7 protein-coding genes and 2 pseudogenes are annotated in these 7093 nt (G+C 56.2%); 5 read left to right on the forward strand and 4 right to left on the reverse strand.

Features of this window, described 5'->3' with window-relative positions:
• Positions 1-226 precede the first annotated feature (226 nt).
• Positions 227-433 carry a cupin domain-containing protein gene (locus F9C28_RS19380; RefSeq protein WP_233149188.1) on the forward strand — a complete coding sequence of 69 codons (207 nt, stop codon included), beginning with the start codon at positions 227-229 and terminating at the stop codon, positions 431-433.
• A 260-nt stretch (positions 434-693) separates the two neighbouring features.
• On the forward strand, positions 694-1689 hold the full coding sequence (gene zntB / locus F9C28_RS19385) for a zinc transporter ZntB (RefSeq protein WP_233149189.1): 996 nt from the start codon (positions 694-696) through the stop codon (positions 1687-1689).
• A gap of 261 nt (positions 1690-1950) precedes the next feature.
• Here zntB and F9C28_RS19390 read toward each other — a convergent pair whose 3' ends face one another.
• Positions 1951-2676, reverse strand: coding sequence for an SDR family oxidoreductase (locus tag F9C28_RS19390; RefSeq protein ID WP_199016900.1), 726 nt, complete (start codon positions 2674-2676; stop codon positions 1951-1953).
• Between the two features lie 197 nt (positions 2677-2873).
• On the opposite strand from F9C28_RS19390, the gene F9C28_RS19395 reads away from it, so the two are divergent.
• The 3 genes from F9C28_RS19395 to dbpA all read left to right on the forward strand — a co-directional run bounded on the left by F9C28_RS19395 (position 2874) and on the right by dbpA (position 5405).
• Positions 2874-3746 carry a LysR family transcriptional regulator gene (locus F9C28_RS19395; protein WP_199016901.1) on the forward strand — a complete coding sequence of 291 codons (873 nt, stop codon included), beginning with the start codon at positions 2874-2876 and terminating at the stop codon, positions 3744-3746.
• Positions 3747-3819: 73 nt separating this feature from the next.
• A complete protein-coding gene (gene ynaL, locus F9C28_RS20575) occupies positions 3820-4014 on the forward strand; it encodes a proline-rich small protein YnaL (protein ID WP_456299974.1) in 195 nt (64 codons plus the stop codon).
• A gap of 20 nt (positions 4015-4034) precedes the next feature.
• Positions 4035-5405, forward strand: a complete 1371-nt coding sequence (dbpA, locus tag F9C28_RS19400) for an ATP-dependent RNA helicase DbpA (protein ID WP_199016902.1) — start codon at positions 4035-4037, stop codon at positions 5403-5405.
• Between the two features lie 72 nt (positions 5406-5477).
• Here dbpA and ttcA read toward each other — a convergent pair whose 3' ends face one another.
• From ttcA to F9C28_RS19415, 3 genes and pseudogenes are all read right to left on the reverse strand, one after another.
• Complete coding sequence (ttcA, locus tag F9C28_RS19405) at positions 5478-6413, reverse strand: tRNA 2-thiocytidine(32) synthetase TtcA (RefSeq protein WP_199016903.1); 936 nt, start codon at positions 6411-6413, stop codon at positions 5478-5480.
• Positions 6414-6463: 50 nt separating this feature from the next.
• Positions 6464-6799, reverse strand: a pseudogene (locus F9C28_RS19410) (tyrosine-type recombinase/integrase); the annotation flags it as partial.
• Between the two features lie 38 nt (positions 6800-6837).
• Positions 6838-7023, reverse strand: a pseudogene (locus F9C28_RS19415) (IS3 family transposase); the annotation flags it as partial.
• Between the last annotated feature and the right edge of the window lie 70 nt (positions 7024-7093).

The following is a 7093-nucleotide window of genomic DNA, read 5'->3' on the forward strand; positions in this document are numbered from 1 at the left end:
GACGAAAGCAGGTATGCCTGAAAGTGTGCGTATTGCCTGAAAACACAACCCGCTACGGGGGAGACTTACCCGAAATCTGATTTATTCAACAAAGCCGGCGGCAATTAACAACCCACTGCCGGGGGCATTTTGAACCACCGTTCTTTATATCAACTAGCGGCAACACTGCCGGACACCTGGCGCTCGCAGATGATTGGCGAGGTAGCCCAGAATCAAACTGATCAGAATGGGCGGGCAGGGGATCCCCGATGAAGTCCATCCCGATTATGACGAGTTTTTGCTGGTCGTTGACGGGCAGCTGGAACTGATTATTGATGAAATACCCACCACATTGCATCGCGGTGAATACATCACCATTCCGGCAGGGGCAACGCACCGGATCAGCCCCGGGAGTGGCGGTATCTTATTGCTGGTTGATACCGATACCGAATAACGCCTCCCGCCACGTGCCACATTGCTGGCAATGCATCCTGACTGGATAAAAAAAACGCACTCAGGCGGGTTCCCGCGATATTGCGTCGTAATTTGGCTGAGCATCCCGGGGGTTAATGCTAGGCTACTGCCATTAAATAGTGCGCTGCGTCACAAATAAAACCTGTCCCCGTAAAAACGCCGCCGCGTCTTAGCAGCACTGATAACGTTGCTTAACTATTCCTGATGGCTAGACTGACTGTAGATATTACGTCAGAAATGATGGAGTTAACTGTGGAGTCACTTCAAGGTTCGCAACTGAATGTACAGGATGCGGTATTCGCGTTACAACTGGATGGCAAGGGGGGCGTGCGCCCGCTGGAGGACAGCGCGCAGGTAGATAAAGATAACCCCTGCTGGCTGCACCTGAATTATTCCAACCCCGATAGCGCAAAATGGCTGGAAACCACCCCCCTGTTGCCGAACTCCGCCCGGGATGCCCTGGCCGGGGAGAGCACCCGCCCCCGGGTGTCCCGGCTGGGTGAGGGGACATTACTGACGCTGCGTTGCATCAACGGCAGTACCGACGAACGTCCGGACCAGATGGTGGCGATGCGGGTGTACATGGATGAGCGGATGATAATCTCTACCCGCCAGCGGCGCGTACTGGCACTGGATGATGTGGTTAACGATCTCAATGAGGGGACCGGACCGCTAAATTGCGGCGCCTGGCTGGTTGATGTTTGCGATGCGATGACCGATCACTCCAATGAATTTATTGAAGATTTGCATGACCGCATTATCGACCTGGAAGATAACCTGCTGGATCAACAAATCCCGCCCCGGGGATTTCTGGCCCTGACCCGCAAACAATTGATTGTGATGCGCCGCTATATGGCCCCCCAGCGGGATGTCTATGCCCGGCTGGCCAGTGAGCGTTTATCCTGGATGGATGATGACCAGCGGCGGCGGATGCAGGACATTGCCGATCGTCTTGGCCGTGGGCTGGATGAAATTGACGGCTGCATCGCCAGAACCGCGGTGATGACGGACGAAATCTCCCAGGTGATGCAGGAATCTCTGACCCGGCGCAGCTATACCATGTCACTGATGGCAATGGTCTTTTTACCCAGTACCTTTCTGACTGGTCTGTTTGGGGTCAACCTGGGGGGAATACCGGGCGGCAGCTGGCCGATGGGGTTCAGCCTGTTTTGCATTATGTTAGTTGTGCTGATTGGCGGCGTTACCTGGTGGTTACATAAGAGTAAATGGTTGTAAGGAATCACATTTTTTGTCTGATAAGCCTGGTAAATCTAAACAAAATTGAGCGACATCAATAAAAAAAACACCGGACTGGCGCAATATCTCTCTTGCAGGTGAATGCAACGTCAAGCGATGGACGTTGCGCTCTATATTGTCTTACTTCCTTTTTTGAATTACTGCATAGCACAATTGATTCGTACGACGCCGGCTTTTTATAGCCGGCTTTTTTTTATCTGTTTTTCGCCCCGTTTTCTCCGTTGCGGCCAGCCGGCGCGCTTACAGCGATGACGCACCAATGGAGGCGCCGCCATCGACATACCATGTCTGGCCGGTAACGTATCTGGCATCCTCCGACAGTAAAAACTGGATAACCGCGGCTATCTCATCCGGCTGGCCGAACCGTTTCATAGGAATACTGCTCAGATAGCGCTGTTCACTCTCGCTGCCCGGCGGGTTACCGGCCCGAAAGAGTTCCGTTTCGGTCGGCCCTGGCGCCACCGCATTGACGGTGATGCCGGTAGTGGCCAGCTCCAGTGCCCAGGTGCGGGTAAAACTGACCAGTGCCGCTTTGGCCGCCGCATAAGCCGTACGCTGCGGTACACCCAGCACGGTCAGACTGGCAATATTGACAACCCGCCCCCAGCCGCGGGCCTGCATACCGGGCAGGGCGGCCTGGGTGGTCAGCAGCGCCGGATGAAGGTTAACCCGCAGTACCTCATCCAGTGCATCGAGGGTAACCTCCGGCAGCCACTGCGGCAGGGCCAGGCCGACATTGTTGACCACCCCGTCAACAGTAAACCGGCGGCTGATATCACTCAGTGTGGCCTTTAGGGCATCACTGTCGCTAAGGTCAAGCGCAATAAAATCCCCCGCAAACCCCTGCGCGGGTGCGGTGCGCGCCATACCAATCACATGATGCCCCTGGTGGGCCAGGCGGGTGGCCAGTGCCAGACCAATACCTTTGCTGGCGCCGGTGATCAGGAAAGTTCGTTTATTCTGCATAACCCATTCCGTGTAAAAAATGAAACATAGCCTGCGGTAGCACCCTGGGGCTACCGGTAGCGTAATGCCAACAGCGCAGTAAACACTTTGTGACATGTTCAGTGTGATGCGTTGAAGCGGATGCAAAGTATCTGTTAATGTCCGCCCGCAATGGCAGACGGCGAAACAACATAATGGTTATTCCCGGGAGGAATAGGGTGGATCTTTTTCAGGCAATGCAGATGTATGTTCAGGAGGTGGACGCCGGGTCCTTTTCTGCGGCGGGGCGGATCCTGAACACCGACCAGCCTACTGTATCGAAAACCATTGCCCAGATGGAAGCACACCTTGGTGTACGCCTGTTGCTGCGCACCACCCACGGGTTATCAGCCACGGAAGCCGGGTTACGGTTTTATGACCGGGTGCGCACAACGTTACAGCAGGCCGAAGAGGCGCAAATGGCCGCCCGGGAGGCCGGGAGCGGGTTGTCTGGCGTGTTACGTGTCGCGGCGGCGCCCACCTTTGCCCGGCTGCATGTGATTCCACAACTGGCACCGTTTATGGCGCAAAATCCGCAGCTGAATATTGATATCGTACTGGATGATCGCACGATTGATCCGGTGGCCGAGGGGATTGATATTTGCCTGCGGCTGGGGGCGCTTCAGGATTCTGGCGCGGTGGCCCGCAAACTGGCGACCACTCAACGCTGCGTATTCGCCAGCCCGGCGTATCTTGCCCGCCATGGCCATCCCCGCCATCCGGCGGAGCTTAGCCAGCACCAGACCCTGGTGGTCAACCATCAGACCCGACAGTGGACATTTACCCAGGCGGGCAGTGAGGTAAGCGTTGCCATCGATAGCCGGTTGCACTTCAGCGCCGCCGAGGGCACCCGGGCCGCGGTACTGGCCGGAATGGGGCTGACGATTGCCTCTAACTGGATGTTCACGCAGGCGCTGGCCGACGGGCGGATTGTCCGGGTACTGGAGGCGTGGCAGCTGCCGGAGGTCGATCTGTGGGCGGTATTCCCCGGTGGCCGGATGGCCAGCGCCAAAGCCCGGGAGTTTGCCCATTTTATGGGTAACTGTTTCTGAACCCGCGCGCCCATTGCCCGACCCGGCACAGCAGCTATGCTTAAAAAAGCGACACTGACTGTGGAGAGCGCCGATGATCAATTTGTTATTATTTACCCGGGCCGCCGTGCCTTCCACCATCCCCGTTGGGCCAGACCCTGTACCGGATCCGTCTCCCCGTCCGCCACCGCGTCCGCATCCTCTGCCGGACCCGTTGCCAGAGGAAGAACCGATTAAATTGTCGCGTTATGGCAGCAGATCTGAGAGGATACGCCCCCCGCTAATCTGATGTGTCTGTGAGAAATAACTGTGACTGCGTTTACTACCCTGAATATGTTGCCCGCCGGGCTGCTGGAAAATCTTGACGCCCTGGGATACCAGGCGATGACCCCGGTGCAGGCCGCTGCGTTACCGGTGATCCTCGCCGGTAACGATGTGCGGGTACAGGCGAAAACCGGCAGCGGGAAAACCGCCGCATTTGGGGTAGGGCTATTGCCGAAAATCGAAGTGGGCCAGTTTACCACCCAGGCGCTGGTGCTTTGCCCAACCCGGGAACTGGCGGATCAGGTGGCCGGCGAATTACGCCGCCTGGCGCGTTTCCTGGCGAACATTAAAATTCTTACCCTGTGCGGTGGCCAGCCGTTTGGCGCCCAGCGCGACTCATTACAGCATGCGCCGCATATTATTGTGGCCACCCCGGGGCGCTTACTGGATCACCTGCAAAAAGGTACCGTGAATCTGGATGCGCTGCATACCCTGGTGATGGATGAAGCCGACCGGATGCTGGATATGGGCTTTAGCGACGCAATTGATCAGGTGATTGCTCATGCCCCGGCGCGCCGTCAGACGCTGTTATTTTCGGCGACCTGGCCGGAAGCCATTGCCGCCATCAGCGCCCGGGTGCAGCGCTATCCACAAACCATCGAAATCGACACGGTGGATGCCTTACCGGCCATCGAACAGCTGTTCTATGAAGTCTCCCGCCGCGGCAAAATTGCCCTGTTACAGAGCTTGCTCAGCCAGCATCGTCCCGCTTCCTGTGTGGTGTTCTGTAATACCCGTAAAGACTGCCAGGAGGTCTGTGATGCCCTGAATGAGGCCGGCCAGGAAGCGCTGGCGCTACACGGGGATATGGAGCAGCGCGATCGTGACCAGACCCTGGTGCGTTTTGCCAATGGCAGCGCCCGGGTGCTGGTAGCGACTGATGTCGCCGCCCGGGGACTGGACATTAAATCTCTCGAAATGGTGGTCAACTATGAGCTGGCCTGGGACCCTGAAGTGCATGTCCACCGGATTGGCCGTACCGCCCGGGCCGGTAACAGCGGGCTTGCGGTCAGCTTCTGCGCCCCGGAAGAGGCCCAGCGGGCCGCTATTCTGGCCGAGATGCTGCATTTATCCCTCGACTGGCATCAGCCGGTGACCCAGCCTGTCGTTGCCCTGAAAGCGGAAATGGCGACGCTGTGCATTGATGGCGGTAAGAAAGCCAAAATGCGCGCCGGTGATGTGCTGGGGGCGTTAACCGGGGATATCGGCCTGGCGGGGGAAGATATTGGTAAGATCAATGTTCATCCGGCCCACGTCTATGTGGCGGTGCGCCAGGCGGTTGCGAAGCAGGCGTGGAAGCAGTTACAGGGCGGCAAGATCAAAGGCAAAAGCTGTAAAGTTCGTCTGCTGAAATAACGCAGTCAATCTCATCCGGCCAGTAAAGCGATGGCGCTTACCGGCCGGATAAATCCCGTTTTATTCCACGGCTTATTTCACTTCGACCACATCAAGACGCATTTCGGTTTGCGGGGCGTCTTCATCATCAGGCTGCCAGCCCGCCGGAGACAGCGGGATATCCTGGCGATCAAACGCAATATCGCCGCCATCAACCACGTCACTGCCGTGTTTGATCCCGGCAAAATCGAACAGGGCGGTATCGCACATATGAGACGGCACCACATTTTGCATGGCACTGAACATGGTTTCGATCCGGCCCGGGTAGCGTTTATCCCAGTCGCGCAGCATTTCTGCGATAACCTGGCGTTGCAGGTTAGGCTGTGAGCCGCACAGGTTACACGGGATAATTGGGAAGTTGCGCGCATCGGAGAAGCGCTGAATATCTTTTTCGCGGCAGTACGCCAGCGGGCGAATAACAATGTGCTTGCCGTCGTCACTCATCAGCTTCGGCGGCATACCTTTCATTTTCCCGCCATAGAACATGTTCAAAAACATGGTCTGCAGGATATCGTCCCGGTGATGGCCGAGGGCAATTTTAGTGGCGCCCAGTTCGGTCGCGGTACGGTACAGAATACCGCGGCGCAGCCGTGAGCACAGGGAGCAGGTCGTCTTACCTTCGGGGATCTTCTCTTTCACGATGCCGTAGGTGTTCTCTTCGACTATCTGGTACTCAACACCGATACTTTTCAGGTACTCGGGCAGGATATGCTCCGGGAAGCCTGGCTGTTTCTGATCGAGGTTTACCGCCACCAGGCTGAAAGAGATCGGCGCGCTCTGCTGCAGGTTGCGCAGAATTTCCAGCATGGTGTAGCTGTCTTTACCGCCGGACAGGCACACCATGATGCGGTCACCGTCTTCGATCATATTAAAATCGGCAATTGCTTCGCCCACGTTACGGCGCAGGCGCTTCTGAAGTTTGTTCAGGTTGTATTGTTCTTTCTTGGTAATGTCTTGATTATCTTGCATTTATAAACTTCTCATTTCTCGTCGGGGGCATATAGGGGGCAATGTGTTGTTTACAGGGCTAACTTTGTGTTCAGCATCTCTACCTGAGAGTCATTCATATCAACAATCCATGTCGCGTAAATTTCATACACCATTTGCGCATTCTCATGCCCCATCTGATTGGCAATAAAAGACGGGTTCGCGCCAGCGGTAAGTAACCAACAGGCAAAAGTATGCCGCGTATGGTACGGATTACGGCGCCGAATGCCAGCGCGTTTTACCACTGCGTCCCATCTTGCGCCGATACTACTCAAAGAGTAGTAGGGCTTTTGCTTCCCGTTACGCACTCTGGGGATGAAGACAAAACGCAGGTGTTGTTGCTCCGTCAGCCCGTACTCCCGGTGATGAAGTGGACTGACCCCACGCCTGCAGACAAATCCTGTCCTCACGACGAGGCCTGTTCAAAGGCCTCCGGACTGACGCCACCGAGATGACTGTGGCGCCGGGCCCGGTTGTAGAACACTTCAATGTAATCGAAGATATCCGCCCGGGCCAGATCCCGGGTTTTGTAGATACGTTTTCTGATGCGTTCTTTTTTCAGCGAACTGAAGAACGATTCGGCCACCGCATTGACGCTCCTATGTCAAGAACGTGCGATTAGCATAGGCTAAATCCGATAAAATCAATGGATAGAGCTCACG

The sequence above is a fragment of the Shimwellia pseudoproteus genome, from assembly GCF_016415625.1.
Taxonomy (GTDB): domain Bacteria; phylum Pseudomonadota; class Gammaproteobacteria; order Enterobacterales; family Enterobacteriaceae; genus Shimwellia; species Shimwellia pseudoproteus.

Coding starts and splice junctions, on each gene's coding strand:
- F9C28_RS19390 (WP_199016900.1), bottom strand. CDS start 2,676: ATGCAGAATAAACGAACTTTCCTGATCACCGGCGCCAGCAAAGGTATT.
- ynaL (WP_456299974.1), top strand. CDS start 3,820: ATGATCAATTTGTTATTATTTACCCGGGCCGCCGTGCCTTCCACCATC.
- zntB (WP_233149189.1), top strand. CDS start 694: ATGGAGTTAACTGTGGAGTCACTTCAAGGTTCGCAACTGAATGTACAG.
- ttcA (WP_199016903.1), bottom strand. CDS start 6,413: ATGCAAGATAATCAAGACATTACCAAGAAAGAACAATACAACCTGAAC.
- F9C28_RS19380 (WP_233149188.1), top strand. CDS start 227: ATGGGCGGGCAGGGGATCCCCGATGAAGTCCATCCCGATTATGACGAG.